Raw genomic sequence first — 22682 nt, 5'->3', positions numbered from 1 at the left:
TCGTTGGCGCAGCTTGGGCTTTTTGATACTTTGTCTGTTCACTCGTACGTTCCCTTAACCAAAACCTCTTTGGCGCGGACCATGAGTTTACCTTTGGCCCAGACATGCCGGACCTGGTAATCCTCATCCAGAACCACCAAGTTCGCTGCATACCCCTTCCGAATCATTCCTGTCCTCTCCAAGTTCAGAACCCTGGCTACGTTCGCCGTAATGGTCCTTAGGCCCGCTTCCAGCGGCAAGCCGCAAGAAACCACCGCTTCTCGTACGTCCCGCCAGAGAACGCTCACCTTACCCACACCCATTCCCACCAATTGCCCGGCTTCATTGTATTGGGGCATGCTGCCGTTACCATCCGAGGTGACCGTCACCCGGTCATTGAGTACCCGGCGGGCATGAAGCATTTTCAGCACGGCCGGCACTTGCAAATCCTTCGGGAAATCGTCGCACCCTGCCGTGAGGTCGATGTGCCCGCCCGCCTTCAGAAATTCGATACCCTCTTCCAGCAAGGAATAGGTACGGTTAATATGGGTGGGCATGAACTGAGTGATGGGGATTTCCGTCCGGTTGAGGATCGTCCTCACCGGCTCTAAGCCGTGCTTTCCCTCCCCTAAATGAAGATGGACGATTCCGGCTTTTCCCCCCAGCATCCCCCCCACCCTGGCTTCGGCGCACAAATGCTCCAGTTCGGCAATTTGGGGTTGGGCGGAACGGTGATCGGAAATGGCAATCTCTCCGGCCCCAATGACTTTATCGACCAGGGTCAGGTCCTGGCGCAGAGTCGGGAAGAGGGTTTTCGGCGGAACCTGATACCCGCCGCTGTAAATGTAGGTGGTTAAACCTTCATCCTCCAAAGCGCGGGCTTTAACCAAAAGCTCCGTCATACTGCGGGACACAGAATCCGTGCCCAAGCAGCCGACAACCGTCGTAGTCCCCGCCAGGGTTAAGTGAGACAGCTGAATCTCGGGTGTCCGGGAGGCCGGCCCAGCTTCCCCCCCTCCGCCACAAATGTGCACATGGGCATCGATAAATCCGGGAGCTAACACGGCCCCCCGGACATCCACGACAGAACCTTCGGCATAATCCGGTAAAGTCAACCCTCTTCCCAAGGCCGCGATTCTCTCGCCGACTATGAGTACATCGGTATCCTCAACCGGCTCAGGTGAGTAAATCTTCGCGTTTTTTATTAACTGCCACATTGGGGTCCCTCCTGTTCGGAGGTATAATACCCCTTATCTTGTAAATTATTCCTCAGTCAATCTCCTTCCGACCTTTTTGAGCGGCGTTTTTTTATCACCAAGACCCCGCGCCGGACTCGACCCAACCACAAGCGGACTCCAACTTCGGGCTTACCAGTTTTAATCAAATCCCAAAGGAACTGCAAACCCACAAACCCACAAACCCATAAACCCATAAACCCACAAACCCATAAACCCACAAACCCATAAACCCACAAACCCATAAACCCACAAACCCATAAACCCACAAACCCATAAACCCACAAACCCATAAACCCAATCTTACCGGTCTTGACCGAAGCACGAGCTTGACCGAAGCATGGGCGGACTCTACACCTTGAGTCTGCTGATTTTAACCCAGCCTTAACCGGGCCCTAACTTAGAGTTTACTAAAAAATTCGTCGTCCCGAGGTAAAAATCCTTTTTTCGAATTTACAAAGCCGAGAAATTTTTCACGCATGGGCTTTTCCCTCCGCGCATAAGGTTACTAGAAGCAATACTGCTCCGGCGCAAAGCGAGTCTGCTCCGCGAGCGTATAACCCCTCGGCCGGTTCGTTCCCGTCCGGCTTCACTCCTTCTGTATTCGCTAAGATAAAAGTGTACCACTTAGACACGGCTTTAGACACGGCTTGCTAACATAAGAGTTGACCGTCCTGAACCCCGGATATTTGCAGATAGGAGCAGCCTATGGTCAAACGCACTTTCGTTTACGGCGCCACGGTTTTATTAGCGGCCAACCTGATCAATCGCATTCTCGGCTTCGTCTATCAATACCTGATCATGACTCACATCGGCGGCGAGGCCTATGGCCTCTTCACCATGGTCTTTCCGGTCTACATGACGGCCCTGGTCCTCACTACTGCCGGAATTCCTTTGGCCATTTCCAAAATGATCTCCGAAGAGATTTCGTTGGGACAGGAACAGCAGGCCGCACGCATCTTTCACCTAGCCTTGGGGATCCTGACCGTAAGCGGGATCGTGGTCACTCTCGCCCTCTACAAAATTGCTCCCGTCATGTCCCACAGGCTTTTTCCCGACCCCAGGGTACTTAAAGTTTTTCTCATCTGCACCCCGGCTATCTTCGTCGTTTCCGTGGCCTCCGCCTTTCGGGGGTATTTTCAGGGCAAACAGAATATGGTGCCCACCGCGCTCAGTCAGATCTGCGAGCAGATCGTGCGCATCAGCGTCGGTTTTACCCTCGCCCTGCGCTTCCTCCCGCGCGGTGTGGAATGGGGGGCGGCGGGACTGGCCTTTGGCATGCTGGCGGGGGAATTTGCCGGCTTGCTGATCATTGTCCTCCAGTACCTGTTCGGACCTCACGCCCCCCTCCGGAGCGAAGGCACTGCCCGTGCTACCCGCGCCGGTACCCGGGGAACTTTGCGCCGGCTCTTTCAACTCTCTTCTCCCGTAACCGTGGGCCGGCTTTTGTCCACCGGGCTCTCGGCCGCGGACGCTATGATCATTCCTCAGCGCCTGCAGGCCGCCGGTTACACTGCCAGGGAAGCCACCACTCTCTTCGGGCAATTGGGCGGCTCGGCTTTCACCCTGCTCACATTTCCCAGCGTTTTCACCCTGGCCCTGGCCACCTCGCTGGTACCGGCCATTTCGGAAGCAGCCGCGCAAAAACAGTTCCACCTTGTCCGGGCGCGCAGCGGCGAAGCCATTCGCCTCACCGTGATCGTCGGCCTCCCGGCTCTGCTGGTCCTCTTCATGTACGCCACCCCTTTGACCGCTTTTTTCAAAAGCCCCGCCATTGCGCCCATCCTGCGGATTCTGGTTTTTGGGGGAATTTTCTCTTATGTCCAGCAGGCGACCAACGGCATCTTACAGGGTCTCGGTAAAGTTCAACTCCCGGTTCTACACTCCATCGCCGGCGCCGCCGTCCGCATTCCGCTAATTATTATCCTCACAGCCATGCCCCAGTGGGGTCTCCTCGGTGCCGCCTTGGCTTATGTCCTGGGCTTTGTCGTTATGGCCCTGCTCAACCTGCACGCCATCTCCCGCCACACCGGTCTGCCTTTGGATTTACAGCACTTTCTCCTGCAGCCACTCAGTGCCGGCATCGGTATGCTTGTGACCCTTCGCCTCTTGTATTTAGGCACGGGAGAAAGCCCGCTCAGCTATATTCTACAAGTAGCTGCCGGGCTCGTCGTCTACGGTCTTATACTGTTTTTCAATGGGGCCGTCAAGCCTTCCGACCTCAGACGGCTACCTTGGATCGGGAAGTATATCTAAAGCTCATTGACTCCCATCGGGGTAAAAATACGGCGCAGCACCAGGGTGAACGCACCCACGGCATCAGCATCCTCCCCCATCTCCGAGGTCACAATGGACACCGCCCGGGCCGGAGTCTCCAGGGCCCGCCGGGCCACGGTCTCTTTCAGCGGCTGCAGGACAAAATCGCCCGCCTGAGCGACTCCGCCGGTAAGAATAATCCGCGAGGGGTTCAAGGTGTTGAGGAGATTGGCAATGCCGATACCCAGATAACGCCCAGTGTCGGCCAAAACCCCGATGGCCAATTCATCACCCTCTTTGGCGGCTTCATGAACCATCTTCGCCGTGACACCTTCCAAATGGCCGTCTGTCCAGGCCTTAAGCAGAGAGGAGTCACCCTGCTGAATCCGCTTGCGGGCGCGCTCGGCTATGGCCGGGCCGGCCGCCATGGCTTCCAGGCAGCCGTGGTTGCCGCAGGTGCACTGGGGCCCGTCGATATCAATGGTGGTGTGCCCTATTTCCCCCGCTGTGAAAGTACTGCCCTCATAGAGCTTGTGGTCGAGAACTATTCCGGCTCCGAGACCGGTAGCAACGTTGATGCAGATAAAATTGGCCAACCCCTGCCCCTGGCCGAACCAACTCTCCCCCAAGGCCAGGGCCCTGACATCGTTTTCGACTTCCACCGTCAGGTTGAATTCGGCCTCCAATTCCGCTTTCAGCGGAATGTTGCGCAACTTGAGATTCGGGGCAAAGATAGATAGCCCCCGTTCAGTATCGACTAAACCGTGCATGCCGACCCCGATCCCCAGGTATTTCTCCCGCTTGGCCTCGGTCTTCTCAATAACCTGACGCAAAGTTTCTTTCACGAGACTTAAGAAATTCTCCGCAGAAGGTTCCTTAGGCAGCGGGAGAACCGCACGCTGCCGGATGGTTCCGTCCAGACCGGCACTGACGGCTTTCACCTTGCTGACCCCGGCGTAGACCCCAAGCACATAAAACCCCTCGGCGTTCAGCCGCAACATGATCGGCTTGCGGCCGCCGGTGGATTCCCCCAGCTCACTCTCGATGACCAAACCCGCTTCCAGCAGTTCAGCGACAATATTCGTAACGGTCGGCGGCGTCAGCCCAGTGAGGCTGGCGATTTCCGCCCGCGACACCGGCCCCTGCAGGCGTATTGTGTTCAAGATGTTCGATTTGTTTTGCAGTTTCATCCATTGGAAACTGCCCACAGGTGTGCCCAGTGCCATGAGAATACCCTCCCAAATCAGAAGTCAGAAGTCAGAAATCAGAAATCAGAAGCCGGAAAACAGTAAACAGAAAGCACAAGATACGGAAAATGGAAGACAGGAATTCTACAGCGGATATGCATGACGTCCGATTTCACCCGGGCCTAGAATGCACTGACATTACTATTTACGCGTCAGTCAGCCTCATGGTCTGCGAATCCCGAGGGATGTCGGCGGTGCCAATTCCAGGCGCTGGCAATGATCTCGCCGAGCCCGGAGTGCTTGGGCCGCCACCCTAATTCGCTTTCGGCTTTGGCCGCCGAGGCCACCAGGACGGCCGGATCCCCCGCCCGCCGCGCACTGACCCGGCTGGGAATCGGATGCCCGGTAACGGCCCGGGTCCTGGCGATTACTTCTTTCACGGAAAAGCCCTGACCATTGCCCAGATTGTAAATCCCCCCGGTCCCTTTCTCCCGCAGAAGCTTCAGAGCCAGCCAATGCGCTTGGGCCAGGTCCATAACATGGATGTAATCCCTAATGCAAGTGCCGTCTTGCGTCTCATAATCATCCCCGTAGATACTGATTGTGTCCCTCTGCCCCAAGGCCACCTGGAGAATCAGTGGGATCAAATGACTTTCCGGCCGGTGGTCCTCGCCGATGTCTCCTTCCGGGTGAGCGCCGGCCGCATTGAAATAACGCAGGGCCACTGACTTGATGCCGTAAGCCACGTCGCACCAACGGAGCATCTTCTCTATCGCCAGTTTTGTTTCACCGTAAGGGTTGGTTGGGATAGTCGGGTCTGTTTCCTGAATCGGAATGCCCTGAGGATCCCCATAGGTTGCCGCCGTGGAAGAGAGAACGAATTTTTTGATGCCGTACTCCTGCATCACCGTTAAGAGCCTTTGGGCAGTGACGACATTGTTTTCGTAGTATTTCAGAGGTTCCTGCACACTCTCTCCCACCAGGGAAAAAGCGGCAAAATGAATGACCGCCTCAATCTCATAGCGCCGGAAAAGGCGATGGAGAAGTTCCTTATCCTGCACATCCCCCCGGACCAGGAGTCCCTCCGGCACAACCGCGGCATGCCCTTTGCAAAGGTTGTCTAATACGACCACTTTCTCGCCCTGTTCCAGCAATTCCCTGACTGTGTGGCTGCCGATATACCCGGCGCCGCCTGTGACTAAAATAGCCATAAGCCCTCCTCGACAATGTCCGCTACTCCCAGAACTGATTTCACGCTTGCCCTATGCGTACTGACCTTCTGCCTTTGATCCACCGGTCCCCGTCTAGCCAAGCTATTCTGTGGTTAGCATCCGCTGGTCCCTGTCTGCCTGAGCTTGTTTTCCCGTTTTCCCTCTCCGGAGAACAGCGCGCTTCCTTCTCTGGGATCCTCCGGGTTGGGATCACTCTGGTCGCCTCCGCCGGCCGGACTTATCTCGCGCGCCCCGTCGCCCACACTCACCGGATAAAAGATGGGCCTCAAACCCGTTCGCGCCTCATACTCTCGAGCCACCTGCTTTTGAAAATCCGCCAACCTCTTTTCTTCAACCAAGCCCACTGTGCACCCTCCGAAGCCGGCTCCGGTCATCCGGGTTCCGATACAGCCCGGTGCCTTTCGGGCCACCTCATACAGTGCGTCCAGCTCCGGCCCGGTTACTTCGTAAAGGTCCCGCAGGGAGCGGTGTGACTCCAGCATCAGTTGCCCGAATGTGAGCACATCTCCGTCCTCCAGGGCAGCCGCCGAAGCGAGCACCCTGTGGTTCTCTCTCACCACGTGCTCCACCCGGTCCGCAGTCGGCGCGGGCAGATATTTTTTCACTTCCTTCCACTCCTGATGCCCCAGTTCGCCCAGATTGGCCAGCTCAGGCCGGTACCTCTTTATAATTCGGAATCCGTCCTCACATTCCCTGCGTCTTTCGTTATATTTTGACTCGCCGAGATCGCGTTGCTTGCCGCTGTTCGTGATCACCAATCGATATTCTCCTAAGGCCAGTGGGATATGCCTGTAAGCCAAGGTGGCGCAGTTAAGGAGCAAAGCTGCCCCCTTCCGCCCCAAGCCCACCGCGAATTGATCCATAATACCGCAATTCACTCCGACAAAACGGTTTTCAACTTCTTGAGCCAGCCTGACTAAACTGAGCCTATCAAGCCCCGCCCCTGTCAGGATATTGAGCGCCACCGCCGTTACCAATTCGAGCGAAGCCGAAGAGGAAAGCCCGGCTCCCTTGGGTATGTCCCCGTAAAAGCAAATATCCAGTCCCGGAACCACCACTCCCATGGCCAGAAAAGCTTTGATAATTCCTTTCGGGTAGTTGGCCCAGCCATCTTCCGGAGTGTTGACGATGTCTTGCGTCAGGTCACAGGCAACCCGAGGAGCGAACCCCTCTGAAACCAGATGGATAACCCTGTCGTTCCTTGCACTCACTGCGGCCCAAGTGCCGTTGGATAGTGCCGCTGGCAAGACCAGCCCCCCCGTGTAGTCCGTATGTTCCCCGATAAGGTTCACCCGGCCCGGGGCAAAAAAGAAACGCAGGGGCCTATTTCCTTCATGCCCGAAAGCCTGTCGAAATCCATCCCGCAATTTTCCCACCCGGACCCTGCTGTCCGGCTGGATCCTCGATTCATCGTCCGGGGCGAAACTCTGCAGTCCTTGCTCCTCAGTGGCTGCCCCGGACCCGTCCTTTGGAACCGCGTTCTGAGACCCATCTCTCAATCTTGCCGCGATGTTCATAATAATGAATACGTCCTTCTTTTAGCTATTTTTACGAGAGATTTTAGGAGTATTTTAAGATGCGCACGACACGCACGAACTTGCCGCTGTCTCCTTCGCCTCAAGGCGGCCAAGTTCTCACTTACTAACCGGACTTTTTCACTCAGCGTCCCTCGTTAACCAGGTTTTCTCGAGATACTTTTGATACGCCTGTCTCAGCGCTTCCGCCGTCTGCTCCACCGCCTGGGTATTGCAAGCGGCCCAAGCCCCCATCTCCGACGAGGCATAATACTTGATTTTGCTCTCTTCCCTTAAAGGGGGATAGAATTCAATATGGAAATGATAATAATCCCGGGTCTCGTCCTCATGGGCCGCACGTTGATGCAGCACCATCATGTAGGGAAAAGGCCGATCAAAAAGGGTATCCATCGCTCCGATCATCTCTTTCAGGCTGAGGGCCAAACTCCGTTTCTCCGCTTCTGTGAATTCATCTAAGCCCGTCCTGTGCGCTTTGCTCACGATAAATAAGCCGAACGGGTAGTCTGTGAAAAACGGCAGGTAAGCCACGAAATGCTCGTTTTCATAGATAATCCGTTTTCCGAACTCCTCCTCTGTCCGGTTCATGTCGCAGAGAAGGCAGTGCCCCGTCTCGCTGTAATACTCCCGACAATTGGCCAGCTCCGTTTTAATCTTTAAGGGCATCTTCGAATAGGCATAGATTTGCCCGTGCGGGTGAGGCATCGTCACCCCCACTTCTTCCCCGCGGTTTTCAAAGATCATGACGTATTGGTGGAGCGGATCCCGGTTCAGTTCAACGTAGCGCTTGGTCCACAAGTTCACCAGCTTCACGATGTGATCGAGGGAAAGCTCCGGCAGGGTCGCCCGGTGATCCGGGGAGTAGAGAATCACCTCGCACTTACCGTAGGCCTTCTCCACCCGGTACGGCCCCATCCCGGCCACACTCGGTTCCGGCGGCTCCGGCATCAGGGCCGGAAAATCATTGTCATATTTTAGTACTTCATAGTGCTCTGGCACCTTGCCCGACCCTGGACAAAAAGGGCAAAAGTCCTGGGGCATGTTCGGGCGGAACTGCCGTTTGTCCGCCACCATGGTCCAATCCCCCAAGAGAGGGTTATAGCGTAATTCGGTCATAGACGGCACTTCCTTCCTAGCCTTATCCCGCAGTTTTAAAGCCGCCGGACGTCAATACTAATCTGCCATTCGTAGGTACCCCTGCCCGGAACACCGGCCAGAGTTCCCCAGCAATCAGCCACGTCCACCCTATCAAAGGCTCCCGTACTCGGTTCGGGAGCAACATTGTACTGCCCCTGATACGCCCCCTCATTGACCCAGATGCCCAAGTACGGAACTTGCTCCGGAGGAAATGTCAGACGAACCTCCAAACCGCCGCGTTCGTTGCGTAAAGCGCACCAACCCTCCGGAACGGTACCTTGAACGTAGTACTTATCACAGTTCCCCTGCCCGAATGGCACGATTTTGCTCATGTCATAAAACGTTCCCGAGCTATTTTCGGTGATCGGCCACGAATGGATAGTCCCGTAAGCCCCCAGTCTCAAAGGAGATTTACCGACGTTAATAACCCTAGTCACAGATTCCGGCAGCACAATGCGCGTATATTGGTCGACGTTGAAAAGAGGATGAAGGGCCCAAATGAATTTAAAGGCAAAAGGACTTAGGTTCTCGAGTATATATTTGATATCCAGCCTACCCCCCGTTAAGCTCAAGGTTTTTCTCAGTTTGTAGGGAATCCTTACACCAAAAACAGACAATGTCGCCTCTTTAGTGTTGCTATTAACCTGATAATCCCAGGGCAGGGACCATACTTCCCCGTGATCCGGCATTCTCGTTCCTTGCCACGGTCCATCCGGATAGAAGCACTCATCAATTGTGGGAAACATGTCGTCGATCCCACTCATGTCGCCTGTGGCAAAAGATGAATCGTAACCAGATGTCAAGAACCCCGGAGCGGGATTTTGCCACACTAATTCTTTTCCATCCGGTTTAAAAATGAGTGAGGCGATTTTTCCGCCTACACTGGGTACCAAGGTAACCCTGAGCACCTCGTCCTCCAAAACGATGCTTTCCGCCTGACGAAAAACGCTGCTATATAAGTCGCTTGTCATCTCTCCGCTCCCCTATCCAAATTGGATATCCTCACTGCAACCAGTGCCCGATTCTCGTACTTCAAATAGTCACAACCTACCTCTTCAAACCGAAACTCAGTCATTCCTGGCACCACTGCCACGAGTCCTTGCCCTTATTGCAAAATTTGACCCAAGAAGACGGGGATTGGACAATAATCGCTCTTTTGACTTGGCTGTATGCTCCAAGATACCTCCTATTGATGTTGGACAACCTCAAGAAAAGCCAGGATATTCTCAGTCGGAACATCGTTGGGTATGGCGTGGGTCGGTGCTACGATGTAACCTCCGCCCTTGCCCAAGAGTGTCATGAGGCGGCGCGTCTCTGCTTTGACTTCTTCGGGGCTCGCCTTAGGCAGCAATTGTTGGGTACTGATACCCCCATAGAAGGTAATGTCCCGGCCGAATTCCCTCTTCATCTGTTCCACATCATAAATTTCCGGCTGGAAGGTGTTGTAGATATCTAACCCCATCTCGATAAGGTCGGGAAATACCTCATGCACATCCCCGCATGAATGCTGCGCCACGTAAAGTCCCTTGGCTTTGGCTTTGGCGAACATTTTCGCCAAGCGAGGTTTTAGGAACTGTCTCCACAAACCGGGCCCCATGATCATCCCTTTCTGCTGTCCCCAGTCATCCCCGAAAAAGATGCAATCAATATCATATTGCATAGCGATATCCATGACCGCCAAATTGTATTCCACAATCCGGTCCAGAAGTTCTTCGACAAAAGCGGGGTTCAACAAGAAATCCATGAGCAGGTCCGTCATGCCCCTTAGTGTCCAGGCCCGTTCGAATAAGGAAAACCCGATAATATACATGGTAAATTGGTCCTTATGACTGTGGACCAATCGTTCGCACTTTTGCCGAATCAGTGCTTCATCCGGTTTAGGGAAGGTATAATTGTTCAGACTTGGTTCCGTCAGCAGATAATTATCGACGACACCGAAGTCTCCCTCCTGCTCCTTGTTCCAGACCACGCCGAACATATCTCTTTCCCGGTAGTTTCCCAAGTCTACAAAACTCTCGTTGCGCTCCTGGGCAAGACTGTTTCCCACTTTGTCTTCGAACTGCGGATCGCCGAAATAATCGATCAGGCGTTGCCTGACACTGTTGCTCAGATCCAAGTGAAAAGGAATTACGTCCCGTTCCTTTTTATTTAAGGTATCGATAACAAGCTGGTGTCTATCCACTTTCCCACCCCCAGAGTATTGAGATCGAACTATTGAAATTGATTCCCTGTAAAAAGAGAGAAGCGAAGCCTGATGAAAGCGTGGGACCTATTCTAGGAGGCCATCAATTGCTCGGCTTTTTCCACTGCGGTGGCTGCATCGGAGGCATAGGCATCGGCCCCGACTTCATCGGCAAACTTCTGCGTCACCGGAGCGCCACCAACCATCACCTTCACCGGATAGTCTTTCAGCCGTTCGATCGTGTTTTTCATCTGGACCATGGTAGTCGTGAGCAAGGCAGAGAGCCCGACGATTTGCGGTCGATGCTCTTCAACCGCTTGGGCAAACTTATCGGGCGCGATATCCACACCCAGGTCGATCACTTTGTAGCCTGCACCTTCCAGCATCATGCGCACCAAGTTCTTACCGATGTCGTGAAGGTCCCCCTTGACAGTGCCTACCACAATCGTACCCTTGTCCTGCACCTCAGCCTCGGACAACAGCGGTTTGACCACGTCCATTCCGGCATGCATGGCCCGGGCGGAAATCAAAACCTCCGGCACGTAAACCTCATTATTCTTGAATCTGACCCCCACCACGTTCATTCCGGCAATCAGTCCGTCATTGATGATAGCTTGCGGAGAAACCCCTTCGGCCAATGCTTGTTTGGCATACTCTTTTACCTTCTTAGCGTTCCCGCTAATTACTGCTTCAGCCATTTCTTGAAATGTTGACATGTTGAAATACCTCCAACTTGCATACCTACGCGCCGTCCATCCGCGACGACCCTCACACTATGCATTATTTTCCCTAACAGCATCATACATCGCCGTCAGATTCTCCGCCGGCACGCCGCCGACAATATTGTGAATCGTGTTGAACACGAAGCCACCGCCCGGGGCAAAGATTCTCAACCTTTGGTTGACTTCCGCCCGTACTTCCTCCGGGGTACCGAAAGGCAATACCCTCTGAGTATCCACACCCCCTCCCCAAAAAACAAGGGTTTTGCCGTATTTCTGCTTAAGCATCACCGGATCCATCCCGGCGGACGAACATTGCACCGGGTTGAGAATATCAACTCCCGCTTCCACAAAATCGTCAAGCAAACTCACAACAGACCCGCAACTGTGGTAAAAGATTTTCCAATTCGTGTTCTTGTGGATCCAGTCATTGAGTTTCTTGTGAAACGGTTTGTAAAGTTTGCGGTAAATCTCCGGAGAGAAAAACGGCCCGTTCTGGGTTCCGAAATCCGTACCACTGACCCATATAACCTGAATTCTCTCACCTACGGCCTGTCTGTATATCTCAAGGTTTTTCAACGCGATTTCCGACTGCATATCAAAGAGTTCCCGGATGTAATCCTGGTAGAGAACGTGAGCCGTCAGCCAATCTTCCATCTTGCGAATACCATGGGGCACCTTTGTTAGCCAGGGTGCCGGCAATGTGAAAACGTCGCCGAAGCCACCGCCAGCCCAGTTGCCGACGATACCGTAACTTGTGGTTTCGTAGAGCCTCTCGGATTCGCTCTCCAGATATCTAGCCGTGTCATCGTCAAAAACCGTGAAATCCTCGGAAAAATCCCGCCGCGCATTCAGAGCATCCTCGTCATAGTCGCCGCCGCGATCAATATTGTCAAAAGAATAGCCCTCCGCCGGCATCTTCATGCTCGGGGAGACGGACGCATCTCCCTGGGGATATAGGTAGGTGTTTCCGCTGTCATCAACAGAAAGCCGCATCCCCCCCGCCATCATGGTTGGCGTGCCGTCCGGCATTGTCCACGGCTTCCAATCGGTATTCCTAACACCTACCGTATTGACGGGATTCCATAGGCCAATCACGTCCACTCCCAGGGCCTGCATTACATCCCGGTCAACAACCCCCAATATTTGAGCGGGCTCATGTACCGTTATCGGCTTGCTTTGCAACCCCAGCGCTTTCCTTAATTGATACAGCGTGCTGGCATTGATACCGGTCTGAGCCGTGGCTCCCAAATCAAGCGGGACCCTATCCGGTTCTTCGTGGTTGAGCGTGAGTATCAGTCGTTCCCTCGATGTCAGTGTCATGTGCTTACCTCCGAAATTCATTGCAGCGGCAGGGCAATACCTCCACGGACGTTTTCGTGAAGACGCGAAGATATTACCCCTAACGGCCGCTTGAAACGTTACATTAGTTGGCATCCGCCCCCATAATCTGCTTGTAATTGCTTCTGTCAACCATCTCGGCGCCAAACGGATAAACCCCAAATTTTGAACCGGGCTTTTTGTATTTTGCATAGGGGACCAATCCCTTTTGGATCCAATCCATAGCAGCGTTGCCAGCTATTGTACCATCCTCTGATTCGTTCAGATAGGCTGCTGCTTTGAACGCAGAATACGGTTTTTTAAACTCGTCCTTGGCTAGGTAGGCACCCAAGCCCACAACTGTGGCCTGCTTGTCTTTGCCGGCTTGCTCCAGTGCGCGGGTGGCTCCCTGAGCCCCTTCATCATTCGGGGCTACCACAAGCCATGTTTTGATTTCCGGATGAGCTGTAATCGTAGCGGCGGCCACGTTAAATGCCTTATCTGAGGTGCCGTCGTATGGGCTCTGGATGATTTTGCTTGCGGGGAAATCCGGAACCTTTTTCTTGAACTCGTCTATGGCACCCTGCGAACGGGGCACGATCGAAGATACTGTGGGCACAGTCAAAACCAGAAGGGCAGTTGATGCCGGTTCCGCGTCAGACTTGTGAGCGATTACGTAATTCCCCAGCCAATCACCCTGGCTTTGCCCCACCTTATAAGCGTCAAGTTCTAGAGCCGGGGCAATATGATGGCCGTTGGCATCAATTAAGCCGTCATCGTCGGCCATGACCTTAATCCCTGCCGCTTGGCAGCGCTGGACAGTCGCTTGGCTTAATTTCTGATCCGGAGGACAGACGATGAGAACATCGACTTTTTGCGAAATGACGTTATCAAGGTTTGTCATGTACTTATCGGGGCTCATGGCACAGTCGAGAGCGAAGAACTTTCCTCCCCGGGCCTCCACGGCCTTTTTCATGGCATTTGAAGTTCCGATGAACCACTGCTGTGATAGATCCTTGCAAATAAAGGCAACCTTCGGGGTTTTCTTGGGTGCGGCATTTCCCCCCTTGCTCTGGTTCTGGGCCGCATTGGTACCGCATCCTGCCAAGACGAGGGCGGTCACGACCAAGACACTGAGAATGGACCAGACTTTTTTCATTCTTTTTCCCCCTTAATTTTTTTATCATTTATCCCGAATGAGATATCCTTGGATATCCCGGGCGGGATACTTGATCAGGTTTTGGCTTTCCGCTTTAAGTTGCGAACGTAATCAAAGGACAACGCGGCGACGAGCAACAGACCCTTGGCCACTGTTTGCCAGAAGGATTGGACATTAAGAATCATGAGCCCGTTGTTAAAACCCTGCATAATTATTAGGCCGATCAGCGCTCCCCCTAAGGTACCTATGCCGCCGGAAAATGCCACGCCCCCCAGCACTGCGGCGGTTACGGCATCAAACTCCAAGCCGACACTGGCATCCGGTTGGCCGGAACTCATACGCGCCGCCAGGATGATACCGCCCAGCGCCGCAAAAGCGGCTGTCATAATGTAGAGCTTGGCTTTGACGGTTTGGGCATTTATCCCCGCCAGCCTGGCTGCTGTGGCGTTACCCCCTATCATATAAACGCTTCTGCCGAAACGAGTCCGTGCCAGAACGATGCCAAAGATAAGAAACATTACCAGGAATATGATGACTGGGATAGGAATACCGAATATGCGCCCCACTCCCATCGTGAGAAAAGTGTTGTTCATCACGAAAACAGACTTGCCACCGCAAATAATATAAGCTAGACCTCTGAATACCGACATGGAAGCCAAGGTGGCAATGAAGGGTTCCAGTTTAAGCTTGTTTACCATGAGGGAATTCAGGAAACCGATTATTCCTCCTACGACAATCACCACCGGGATGGAAACCCACATGGATAATCCCCATGACAACAACAGTGTCACCAGCACACCTGAGAATCCCGCAACTGAGCCGGCGGAAAGGTCCACCTGCAGAGCAATGAGTAGGTATGTCTCACCGATTGTCACTAACCCCACCATAGATGAGGCGATGAAAATATCAATGATGTTGCTTGCTGACAAAAACTTGTTTTGGGTCAATACCGAAAAAACGATGATCATAACCAGTAACGCAATCAAAAGCCCGACCTTTTCAGCTTTGAAAGCCCGCCCTACGAGGCCAAGGACTTGCTTGTCCGAAGTTATCTCATCATGACTGCCCATCTCTTACCCCTTCCTACATGCCGGCCATTGCCAATTCCAGAACTTTTTCTTCGTTAGCCTCTTTGCGTTTGAGTTCACCGGTTATCCGCCCCTGGCTCATAACAATAATCCGGTCGCATAAACCAAGAACTTCAACAAGCTCAGAAGACACCAAGATGATCCCGATGCCTCTTTTAGCCAAGTCGCAAATCAATTGATAGATTTCCGATTTAGAGCCAACATCGATCCCCTTTGTCGGTTCATCAAGTAGCAACACCTTGGGGTTAGCGGCAAGCCACCTGGCTAGGATCACTTTCTGTTGGTTACCCCCCGACAGCTCTCCAACCTTTTTGTCCACGGAGGGAGTACGTATGCGCAACTCCCGGACGGCATCTTCCGCAAGGGATCTTTCCTTCGGCTTATCCAGAAATCCCATCTTGCTCAGCTTCTTTAAAATAGCTAGGCTAATGTTGTCCGCAATGGACCGCCCCCCAACGATTCCTTGATCCTTACGGTCTTCCGGACAGAGGGCCAAGCCACAGGCTATAGCATCTTCCGGTGCTTCAACCCGTTTCTGCTTGCCTCCGAAGAAGATTTGCCCTGAGTTAACCCTATCCGCGCCGAAAATCGCGCGCATTGTCTCGGTCCGGCCGGCTCCTACCAGCCCGGCAAAACCGAGAATCTCACCCGCTTTGAGCTCAAAACCGATATCGTGAATATAGTCATTTGTGAGACCGCTAACCCTGAGGACAACTTCACCGATTTCTTCGTTCCTGCTCAAGCCATTAAAGATATCCCCCAATTCACGTCCGACCATTAGTTTGACAATTTCCTGTTCTGTAATCGAACGCGTCGGCAACTGGGTTACATATTTTCCGTCTTTTAGGATCACAACCTGGTCGGATATCTGAAAAATCTCCTTCATACGATGGGAAACATAGAGGATAATTATCCCGCTGGCCTTCAGTCTTTCTATAACTTCGAAAAGAGTCGAAATTTCGGACTCAGAAAGACTCGCTGTCGGCTCATCAAAGGCAATAATTTTCGGACTCCGACGATAAGCCTTCATAATCTCAACCATCTGCTGGTACGCTACCGATAGATCTTTTACCTTGGTTGTCGGTCTGATAGGTAGTTTAAATTCATCTATAACCTTTTGGGCCCGAGCATTGAGTTGCTTAACATCTATCAGCCCACTGCGCATGACGGGAATCTCTTCCATAAAAATGTTTTCCGCTACGTTTAGGTAGGGAACCACTTGCCGTTCCTGGTAAATTACACTCACGCCAGCTGCAATAGCTTCCTGCGGCGTCTTAAAATGCCTTTCCGCGCCGTCAATCAGATAGAGTCCTGAGTCCTGCTGGTAGTCACCGTTAAGAACCTTGAGCAGAGTGCTCTTGCCCGCGCCGTTCTCACCCACCAAAGCTAGCACTTCGCCACCGCGGGCTAGAAAGCTCACCCCGTCCAAAGCCTTTACGCCCGGGAATGTCTTCGTTATTCCTTTGAATTCGACTGAACTGTTCAACGTCACACCACGCTTTCCGTGCCTCAGTCATCCGTGCACCCGTAGTCACCTTCGCCTAGACAAGTCAGGCGCAACACGGTCACTTCGCGATTCTCTCAAGGGCTTCTCCTGTGAACAAGCTTGAATATAACTTCCTTTGATTCCTCTGTAATCTGGTCCACATCCCTCGCTACAGTGTCATACTTTCCACCCACGAGAGCATAATCCGGCGCAACATAAGTGGCAAGAATTATCCCTTTAAATTTGATAGCATCAACAAGTTCAGAATAGTATTGTTCTATATGAAGCGGGGTAAAATCACAAACCATTATCGGCAGTTTATTATTATACATCTGTTGCATTTTTACAATCTGGTTGAAGTTTCCCATACAGAAGTTGTTTATTGCCGTTAAACCATCGATTTTAGAAAAATTCTCCAGCTGATGCTCCGCGTTTCCGCAAAAGTGAAGACTCCCACCGCCAAAGGCTCGAAAAACCCTCGAATTATAGGGGACTACGAATTCTTCATAGAGCCGCGGGGAAATGACTGTGCAATCGTCGTCAGAAATCCAGACTCCACCAAACCCTTCTGGCAGAACAATCCCATGAGGAAAAGCACCGCTCGTCATCTTTTGCCCGGCGTGTTTTTTTTGAACCCTTAACCAGGAGATTAGCACCTCGGTGCAAAAATCCATGATCTCGTGTACATGCTTAGGATATTCGTACATCCAGGCAAAGAAGTTCTCGACTCCGCAAAGACCTAAGGCTATATTTAGCGGTCCCTGAGCATCGGTGAAAGATACCGGCATATCCGTATTTTCAACCATATAATCGATACATGCGAGAACCTTAGGCATCAATCCGTCTTCATATGGATCGGGCATCGTCAGCCTTTTAATGTCCTGGGGCTCATTAATTACCTTGCCTGCTACGGCGGGGTCAAGACCCTTCTCAAACGCTATACTACAGCCAAGTGCAGACGGTACCACACCCGTTCCATACCATGGAAACATAAACGGAATATAATCGTCATCTGTTTTCTCAAGATGTTGCTCGATTTTACTCGCTTGATAATTAGATTGCCCTGAAAAAGTAGGTTTGCAAACCGTCCCTTGACCGACCCCCTGGGATCGGAATACATCAGTATGAATCCCCGGCATTGTAGAGGGGTATTCCTTGCCATTTCCTAATTCATGGCGGCCAATCTTCTTAAATTGTAGGTCAGTATGCCAAATCCCACCCAGATGCTAACTCCGCGGTGTCCTCTGAGCAGACTCCTCCCCAGGCCATATTTACGTTTCAAGATGCTAATGGTTCCTTCTCCACCAGCACGCCATGCTTGCAGACGTCGAAACCATCTTTGCCTTTCATGGGTTTGTCGCTTCTGAGTTTTCTTGCCCTTCTTTGGGATGGATATTCGTTTTATCCCCAGTTCGGTTAAAGCTGCTTCATTCTTACCACTGCTGTAACCACGGTCAGTGGCAACAGCGTAAGGGATCCGCCCAGTGTTTTCGATGTGGCGTCTCACGGTGCCCAAGAGCAAACTTTCATCGCTGGGGTTGCCTATATGGATTTTGTAATCCGTAACCAGACGGTCTTCATTCTCTGTGATTTCGGTCTTATAGCCAAATTCCGTCGGGCTCTTCAACTTGCCCTTCTGGATAGGCCTCGCGTCAGGATCATAGAGGCTAATTACCCGTTGCGGGATGTGTGTTTTTCCGCTGTTCACCTGAAGCGTTTGATTGACAATCTTGTCCGTGGTATGAATGAGCTTGTCCAATTTCTCGATCGTATTTTTTAGAGCTGGGCTTATTTGCTCGCCCCAAGTCTCTTCAACTTTATCCATTATCCGATGGGCATCGGAAATCGTCTCAATCGCTTTATCCACAAGCTTATCCGTGATGTTGCGAACCTCCTGTACCGCCTCATGGCTTCGCCGTTTCAAGGTCTTGCCGATTTCCAGTATCCGTTTTTTCGTTGAACGAAAACGATTCCTCATCTTAGGAACTGTGCCACTCACTTGATCGCAAAGGCGGTTCGCCTGTCGGGTTATGGTTTTTACTGCATCCGCCAGCAGATGGGCATCCGTTGGGTAGTGAACATTGGATTCGGTTACTGTAGTGTCCGTACGCAGCCGCCGGTTCCGTGTCATCTGTTCCTGACTCGCCTTAGTAACAAGTTTTTTGTTCAGATCCTCAATGATTTCGTCCCCGTATTTCTGGCTCAGCTTGATCAATGTCGTACTGTGCGGCACTAAGGCATCGAGATCAACGCGGCAGAACCGCCGCCATTTGATACTGTCACTGACTTCGCTAACAAGTGTTTCATAGCCAAATCCATAACAGAATTTGAGAAACATTAGACGGAGATAAGTTTCCACCGGAACAGTTGGTCGGCCAATACGAATATTCCAGTGAGAGAGAAAGGGCTCCATAAATCGCTCATCATCCAAGAGACGATCAACCGTCTTGAGTTCTGGGCTTAGTTCCAGCACTTCCTTCGGCAAAATGGAGTCCCAAATTGTAAGCTGTTCGTTGCGAAGTCGTAACATTTTTTGCCCCCCAAAAAAGGATTTTCATGTCCCTTTGGAGAACCACAGGAACGAGGAATTCTCTAAAGGGTGGTTGTGGAGTTTCGTTGTTTGGTCACTTCTAAATTTCCACAAAATCCTAGTGAATTCCTTTTTGTTTCGAGGGATTTTTGCACAGAGTTTGCTTAGTTTTTCAGGGCAATCTAATTAACCATCGAACTGAAATCTGAAAAATAGTCGTCGGGAGTATCCCTCTGAACCCAGTAATTGACGTCGCAAATTATAACTGGCGGTTCTTTGACCTCTTTGTGATAATAAGCGTTTAGGACCCTTTCATAAGCCTGTTCAAACCGGGTTTTATTCTTAATAAACCTCTCCAAACAAAAACACCTCTGCTCTCTGGGGGGGGGAATTTAAATCTAGTCCAAATCTAAATCAAGTACTTCTCATATCATTCACAAGAATCTTCATTAATTGTATTAAGTTTTCAATTATATATTTTTCAACTGGTTTGACCGTTCTATAAGGGGCTGCGGATAAAAGATTTAGTAACACCTTCCTCCCAAACTATTTGTGCCTAAAATGTATCCGCTGCCGCATAGAAGGCAAATATATTTTCATTGGAAGTATCTGATTGTATGTGATGAGCCGGGGACAAAATGTACCCTCCGCCTTTTCCACATCCTTCAATGAGCCTCTTTACATCGGTTCTGACTAGCTCGGGCGTTCCGAAAGGCATGGTGTGCTGCACATCCAAACCGCCAAATAAGCATATATCCTTTCCGTATTTTCTCTTAATTTCAAATGGATTCATGGAAGCTGGTTGAATAGGATTCAGAACATCGAGCCCAATTTCAATCATTTCCGGAATAATCGCTTCACAGTTGCCGCAGCTGTGATAGGCTATTTTTGTATTGGGATTAGTCTTCTTACACTCCTCAAAAATCTTTGCATACCTTGGTTTAAGGTACTCCCTCCACATAGGCGGCGAGATCATCATATTAGTCTGCGTCGCAACATCGTCTCCGAACCACACCATGTCGACGCCGAGTTGTATATATTTTTTTGCTGCTTTTAACGGAAACTGCATGACCTTGTCCATCAAGGCATGGGCATAATCCTTGTTAAGAGCCATGTCCATCATGAACTGATCAAGCCCTCGTAAATACCATGAGGCTTCGAAGATACTTATCTGGCAGGAACCAATGATCCATTTTTCCTTCCCGTACCGTTTAATAATCTTCCTGCAGTCATCGTATTGGCTTTCTTCAAGCGGATCCGGTATCTGAAAGGAATCAAGCTGACTTTCGTCACCTGCAAGCGGGTGGTCTATGATTTCCGTATAATGGCCGGTATAGTTGGTGACGTTTCTCCACCGAATGCCCCATTTGCAGGTATATTCGGGATCGTTTGAGCCGTAAAAGCTCATTTCCAGGCCAACTGCAGTTTTAACGCAGTCATTGCCCATGGCCACCCCAACATCATACTCACCTTCACCTTTTACCGCCCTTAATCTTTTAACAACCTCAGGCACATATGTCGCAGTAAATGGAACCCTATCCGGTTCTTCATGGCTTAGAGCCATCTGCACTCTTTCTTTTGATCGCAATATCCAACACCCCTCTTGCTCCATATTTTTATCATGAAATGCCGCCCGCTGGCCTGGCCTATAGCGGTTTTGCTCCATTGTTTCGGATCCACGGGAAGATCCCTTTTCATGCACATTTTGCCTCAAAGCACCTCTTCTGTGGAACATTCCTGGATCCCCACTGCCCCTTAATCCATGGCTTATTTCCGATAATCGGTGAGATCAAAAATACCGCCGACTTACGCTATCTAACCTCCAAAAAGTTGATTAAATCAATTAAGTTTATAAGCTTATTATGGATTTGTTTGACCATTCTGTCAAGACTTTTTTTGCGCGAGTCCTATCACTTCGCATGGCACAAATACCGCTGCGGCACGGCAACCTGCTCCCTACCCAAAAGCCAACCTCCACCCTGGCATGACCCTATTAACTCCGCCCTTGGAAGCATCATATGCGGCTAACCCTACAGACGAAGGATTTACACTGCCTATTGATGCGCAATATCGATAATTTTTCGCCCACTGCCCTGCTTGATCATTTGCTCGGCGGCCTGTTGGCAAGAGAACACCAATGCCTGCTTCTTTTTTTCAATCGTCGTAATATCCAAAATCCACCATGAGATTCTGCTCATGGCCCATACATACTCTAAATGGCGCTGTGCTCCCACTAGTCTAGGAGAGAAAAGGACCGGCCAAAGCCGATCCCTTTCCCTTCTCCGCCCATTCTTTATTGGCTGACAAATGTGATACCGCGCAGAGGAATCCGCACAACCGATCGAATTCCGTCGATGCCGCCGCCACTATTCGAATGGAGCAAAGCATTGGTCAACAAGGCTACCCCGTCCTGGATTCCGCCGAAAGCTCCCGTCCAGTAACCGGCGTCCATCCCGACAATGAGTGGCGTGCCGATAGGATAGAGGTCAAACAGAGCCGTCACAAACGGAATGCCAGGAAAGAAACCTGAAGGAGGAAATACCGGCATTTGCAAACACCCTTTCTTATTTCTTATTTCTTATTTGACCGTGAGGTCCAGAAGATAAGAAAACGGGTCGGATTTCTCGCGACTTCAGAGTTTTACGGAGTTTGCCTGTCTTCCCATTGTCAGCGTATGCGGCTTGTCAGAGAAACGTTCTTCCTCCGCGTCGTACTTCTTTCACAGGTGAACCGGTCATTTTCTGCCGGAATTTAACCTATCTCTGAAACTTTTTCAAACGTTTTTGCATCACGGCAACTTCGATAATGGAAGCTAAATTGCGGCCCGGTCGAACCGGGATAATGATTTCCTCCAGGGGAATCCCGAGGATTTCCCTGGTTTTCATTTCAGCACCCAGCCGGTCATAGGCTTTGCCTTCTTCCCACTCCTCTAAATGAACCACAAGATGGATGTCCTTCTCGTCACGCACCACGGCGGCCCCAAACAGCTTAGTGACATCCATGATACCGAGGCCCCGGATTTCCAACAGGTTCTTGATCCTTTCAGGGGCCCGACCGCGCAGACTCTCTTCGTCGACGCGGCGCACTTCCACGGCGTCATCCGCGATCATTAGATGCCCATTCTTGAGCAGCTCCAAAGCCACTTCACTTTTGCCGATACCGCTCTCCCCTGTGATCATCACCCCGACCCCGAAGACATCCACCAGTCCACCGTGTACAATCGTGCAGGGAGCTAAATGATTGGTCAAATAGCGAATCAGGACATAAAAGAGACGGGTGGTCGACTTATTGGTCGTCATTAAGGGGATTTCCCGCTCGTCGGCGAGAACCCTAAGTTCCTCAATGACCGGAAGGCCGCGCGTCACAATAAGCCCCGGCACCTCTGGTACCAGCACCTTCTCCAGATGATTCATCCGCACCGTCGGTCCAAGCTGTTCAATCAGACCCATTTCCGTACGCCCGTAGACCTGAAGCCGGGAGGGAGTAAGATAAGTCAGAAAACCCGCCAGTTCCGCACTGGGCCGTTTTAAGGTCGGATCCGTAATCTCCTTGCCGAGACCCTTAAAACCTGCAACAACATCAAAGGCGAATTCATCGACCAATCGTTGTACTGTCAGCATACCCAATCGACCCTTCCCGC

19 protein-coding genes are annotated in these 22682 nt (G+C 51.6%); 1 reads left to right on the top strand and 18 read right to left on the bottom strand.

What is annotated here, in order from left to right; genetic code table 11:
• Positions 1 to 38: 38 nt before the first annotated feature.
• The gene (iadA, locus tag MNU25_RS10020; RefSeq protein WP_240984935.1) at positions 39 to 1196 is read right to left on the bottom strand and encodes a beta-aspartyl-peptidase; all 1158 of its coding nucleotides are present in this window, start codon (positions 1194 to 1196) and stop codon (positions 39 to 41) included.
• Between the two features lie 726 nt (positions 1197 to 1922).
• Here iadA and spoVB point away from each other — a divergent pair.
• A complete protein-coding gene (gene spoVB / locus MNU25_RS10015; protein ID WP_240984934.1) occupies positions 1923 to 3470 on the top strand; it encodes a stage V sporulation protein B in 1548 nt (515 codons plus the stop codon).
• Here the strand turns inward: spoVB and MNU25_RS10010 are convergent.
• The 17 genes from MNU25_RS10010 to hprK form a co-directional block, all read right to left on the bottom strand.
• Positions 3467 to 4696, bottom strand: coding sequence for an ROK family transcriptional regulator (locus MNU25_RS10010; RefSeq protein ID WP_240984933.1), 1230 nt, complete (start codon positions 4694 to 4696; stop codon positions 3467 to 3469). The genes spoVB and MNU25_RS10010 overlap by 4 nt on opposite strands.
• Before the next feature lie 173 nt (positions 4697 to 4869).
• Positions 4870 to 5868 carry a UDP-glucose 4-epimerase GalE gene (gene galE, locus MNU25_RS10005; RefSeq protein WP_240984932.1) on the bottom strand — a complete coding sequence of 333 codons (999 nt, stop codon included), beginning with the start codon at positions 5866 to 5868 and terminating at the stop codon, positions 4870 to 4872.
• A 113-nt stretch (positions 5869 to 5981) separates the two neighbouring features.
• Positions 5982 to 7406, bottom strand: coding sequence for a galactokinase (locus MNU25_RS10000; RefSeq protein WP_240984931.1), 1425 nt, complete (start codon positions 7404 to 7406; stop codon positions 5982 to 5984).
• A 138-nt stretch (positions 7407 to 7544) separates the two neighbouring features.
• Positions 7545 to 8537: a galactose-1-phosphate uridylyltransferase gene (gene galT, locus MNU25_RS09995; RefSeq protein ID WP_240984930.1), complete on the bottom strand. Its 993-nt coding sequence runs from the start codon at positions 8535 to 8537 to the stop codon at positions 7545 to 7547.
• A gap of 35 nt (positions 8538 to 8572) precedes the next feature.
• A complete protein-coding gene (locus MNU25_RS09990) occupies positions 8573 to 9529 on the bottom strand; it encodes a DUF5107 domain-containing protein (RefSeq protein ID WP_240984929.1) in 957 nt (318 codons plus the stop codon).
• Positions 9530 to 9744: 215 nt separating this feature from the next.
• On the bottom strand, positions 9745 to 10740 hold the full coding sequence (locus MNU25_RS09985; protein ID WP_240984928.1) for a uroporphyrinogen decarboxylase family protein: 996 nt from the start codon (positions 10738 to 10740) through the stop codon (positions 9745 to 9747).
• 92 nt (positions 10741 to 10832) lie between these two features.
• Positions 10833 to 11456, bottom strand: a complete 624-nt coding sequence (locus MNU25_RS09980) for a cobalamin B12-binding domain-containing protein (RefSeq protein WP_240984927.1) — start codon at positions 11454 to 11456, stop codon at positions 10833 to 10835.
• A 57-nt stretch (positions 11457 to 11513) separates the two neighbouring features.
• Positions 11514 to 12782: a uroporphyrinogen decarboxylase family protein gene (locus MNU25_RS09975; RefSeq protein WP_240984926.1), complete on the bottom strand. Its 1269-nt coding sequence runs from the start codon at positions 12780 to 12782 to the stop codon at positions 11514 to 11516.
• Positions 12783 to 12885: 103 nt separating this feature from the next.
• Positions 12886 to 13938, bottom strand: coding sequence for a substrate-binding domain-containing protein (locus MNU25_RS09970; protein ID WP_240984925.1), 1053 nt, complete (start codon positions 13936 to 13938; stop codon positions 12886 to 12888).
• A 74-nt stretch (positions 13939 to 14012) separates the two neighbouring features.
• Positions 14013 to 15008, bottom strand: a complete 996-nt coding sequence (locus MNU25_RS09965) for an ABC transporter permease (protein WP_240984924.1) — start codon at positions 15006 to 15008, stop codon at positions 14013 to 14015.
• A 13-nt stretch (positions 15009 to 15021) separates the two neighbouring features.
• Positions 15022 to 16512: a sugar ABC transporter ATP-binding protein gene (locus MNU25_RS09960; protein ID WP_240984923.1), complete on the bottom strand. Its 1491-nt coding sequence runs from the start codon at positions 16510 to 16512 to the stop codon at positions 15022 to 15024.
• Positions 16513 to 16607: 95 nt separating this feature from the next.
• A complete protein-coding gene (locus MNU25_RS09955; RefSeq protein ID WP_240984922.1) occupies positions 16608 to 17651 on the bottom strand; it encodes a uroporphyrinogen decarboxylase family protein in 1044 nt (347 codons plus the stop codon).
• A 26-nt stretch (positions 17652 to 17677) separates the two neighbouring features.
• The gene (locus tag MNU25_RS09950) at positions 17678 to 19042 is read right to left on the bottom strand and encodes an ISNCY family transposase (RefSeq protein WP_240983734.1); all 1365 of its coding nucleotides are present in this window, start codon (positions 19040 to 19042) and stop codon (positions 17678 to 17680) included.
• 556 nt (positions 19043 to 19598) lie between these two features.
• Entirely contained in the window at positions 19599 to 20777 is a 1179-nt protein-coding gene (locus MNU25_RS09945; protein ID WP_240984921.1) for a uroporphyrinogen decarboxylase family protein, read from the bottom strand.
• Positions 20778 to 21096: 319 nt separating this feature from the next.
• Positions 21097 to 21240: a hypothetical protein gene (locus MNU25_RS09940; protein ID WP_240984920.1), complete on the bottom strand. Its 144-nt coding sequence runs from the start codon at positions 21238 to 21240 to the stop codon at positions 21097 to 21099.
• A gap of 95 nt (positions 21241 to 21335) precedes the next feature.
• The gene (locus MNU25_RS09935) at positions 21336 to 21590 is read right to left on the bottom strand and encodes a hypothetical protein (RefSeq protein ID WP_240984919.1); all 255 of its coding nucleotides are present in this window, start codon (positions 21588 to 21590) and stop codon (positions 21336 to 21338) included.
• A 208-nt stretch (positions 21591 to 21798) separates the two neighbouring features.
• Positions 21799 to 22662 carry an HPr(Ser) kinase/phosphatase gene (hprK, locus tag MNU25_RS09930; RefSeq protein WP_240984918.1) on the bottom strand — a complete coding sequence of 288 codons (864 nt, stop codon included), beginning with the start codon at positions 22660 to 22662 and terminating at the stop codon, positions 21799 to 21801.
• Positions 22663 to 22682 lie beyond the last annotated feature (20 nt).

The sequence above is a fragment of the Acididesulfobacillus acetoxydans genome, from assembly GCF_902729405.1.
GTDB lineage: Bacteria > Bacillota > Desulfitobacteriia > Desulfitobacteriales > Desulfitobacteriaceae > Acididesulfobacillus > Acididesulfobacillus acetoxydans.
This window is presented reverse-complemented; position numbering and strand designations above follow the sequence as displayed.